Here is a 1661-nt window from a genome sequence, read left to right as displayed (position 1 = left end):
TGGCGTTCGCCGTGGTAGGTGTCCAGCAGGCCCGCCGGCGCCCAGCCGTGCTGGTACCCGCCCAAGGAGCTGATCGAGGCCCGCGAGCAGAGCCCGATCAGCCGTCTCCCCTTCGCCGACGGACACCAGGGCTGGTTGATCACCGGGTACGACTTGATGCGGTCGGTCCTGGCCGATCCACGGTTCAGCTCACGCAAGGAGCTCATGAGCCACCACCCGACCATCGACTACGGCGACATCGAGGTCCCGCCGGCGCCGCCCGGTGAGTTCCTGCTGATGGACGAGCCGCAGCACGGCCGCTATCGCAAGCCGCTGGTGGGCAGGTTCACCGTACGGCGGATGCGGCTGCTCACCGAGCGGGTCGAGCAGGTCACCGCCGAGCACCTGGACGCGATGGAGAAGGCCGGGCCGTCGGTGGACCTGGTGACCGCGTTCGCCAAGCCCATCCCCGCCATCGTGATCTGTGAGCTGCTGGGGGTGCCGTACGAGGATCGGGGCTTGTTCCAGGACAACATCGACAAGTTCCTCGGCGGGGAGGTCAGCGACGAGGAGCTGATCGCGGCCTACACCGCGACCCAGACCTACCTCGCCGAGCTGGTGGCCGCCAAGCGCGCCAACCCCACCGACGACCTGCTCAGCGACCTCCTCGACAGCGACCTGACCGATGAGGAGCTGCGGGGGATGGCTCTGATCCTGCTGTCGGCCGGGTTCGACACCACCACGAACATGCTGGCGCTGGGCACCTTCGCACTTCTGCAGAACCCGGAGCAGCTGGCCGCGCTGCGCGCCGACCCCACGCTCACCGACGGGGCCGTGGAGGAGCTGCTGCGGTATCTGACCGTCGCCAAGCAGTCCCAGCGGGTCGCGCTGGAGGACGTCGAGCTGGGTGGCCACACCATCGCGGCCGGCACCACGGTCATCTTGTCCCTCAGCACCGCCAACCGCGACCCTGAACGCTTCCCCAACCCCCACGTCCTCGACCTCCAGCGGCAGGACGGCGGCCACCTGGCCTTCGGCCACGGCATCCACCAGTGCCTGGGGCAGCAGCTCGCCCGTGTCGAGATGCGCGTCGCCTTCCCCGCGCTCCTCAACCGCTTCCCCACGCTGCGCCTGGCCGTACCGGCCGAAGAGGTCACCCTGCGCCCGGAGACCGCGGACATCTACGGGGTCAAGAGCCTCCCGGTCACCTGGGACGCATAACCACGAACCTATGACAGGCGAGGACGCGTATGGGCCACCCGCCACCGCCGTGGCTGGTTGCCTGCGGCGCTGACCAGTACCTGTCCCACCTCGCACTCCCCCAGGTCGGATGTCCGCTGCGGAATCGCCGCGAGCTCTGGACCACGGTCTACAGGCAATCGACGACTGACCCCGAGCCTGAGCCCGGCTCGTCCAAGGGTGAGATCACCTCGGGCGGCCCCGGCCTCAGCAATCGAGACGCCCCTGGGCAGCCCAGGACGGCGTTCCACCATCCGTCCCTTCACTTGAACAATCAGAACAGATTCAACAGGAGCACACGATGCAGAACTTCGACGCCCCCACCCCGATCACCACCATCCTGGACATCCCCGCCGGGCGCGTTCAGTTCATCGCCGCCGACCGGGCCGACACCACCGTCGAGGTCCGGCCCGCCAACGCCGCAAAGAGCCGTGACGTGAAGG

At 68.6% G+C, this 1661-nt stretch carries 1 protein-coding gene; it reads left to right on the top strand.

Translation table 11 applies throughout. The annotated features are described in order from the left end of the window. The first annotated feature begins 18 nt into the window (after positions 1–18). Positions 19–1200 carry a cytochrome P450 gene (locus tag AB0J64_RS57220; protein WP_364047241.1) on the top strand — a complete coding sequence of 394 codons (1182 nt, stop codon included), beginning with the start codon at positions 19–21 and terminating at the stop codon, positions 1198–1200. The last annotated feature ends 461 nt before the right edge of the window (positions 1201–1661 follow it).

Source organism: Nonomuraea sp. NPDC049695 (assembly GCF_040674955.1).
GTDB lineage: Bacteria > Actinomycetota > Actinomycetes > Streptosporangiales > Streptosporangiaceae > Nonomuraea > Nonomuraea helvata.
This window is presented reverse-complemented; position numbering and strand designations above follow the sequence as displayed.